We start from the raw sequence: 230 nt of genomic DNA on the forward strand, positions 1-230 counted from the left end.
CGCCCTGGCGGCCAATGCGGGCAAGACCGGCAACCTGCGCGACCTGTTGCGACCGAGTCTGTTGCGCCTGAGCGCCTCCTTGGGCGATTCTCTGTTTTTGCTGGCGCGCAGCGGCTTCGATGCGATTTTCCTGGACCGCAGCGAAGGTCCGTACCCGAACCGCACCTTCACCGGCGACATCGGTGGGCGCGTGGCCCTGGGTGTTGGGCAGGGCAGCCTGGCCATCCTGG

General features: G+C 67.4%; 1 pseudogene. It reads left to right on the plus strand.

Going from position 1 to position 230, the window contains the following annotated elements:
* A pseudogene (locus ACFZPT_RS27180) lies at positions 1–230 on the plus strand (IclR family transcriptional regulator); the annotation flags it as partial.

It is taken from the genome of Pseudomonas sp. MD330_10 (assembly GCF_042610415.1).
GTDB classification, from domain to species: domain Bacteria; phylum Pseudomonadota; class Gammaproteobacteria; order Pseudomonadales; family Pseudomonadaceae; genus Aquipseudomonas; species Aquipseudomonas rhodesiae.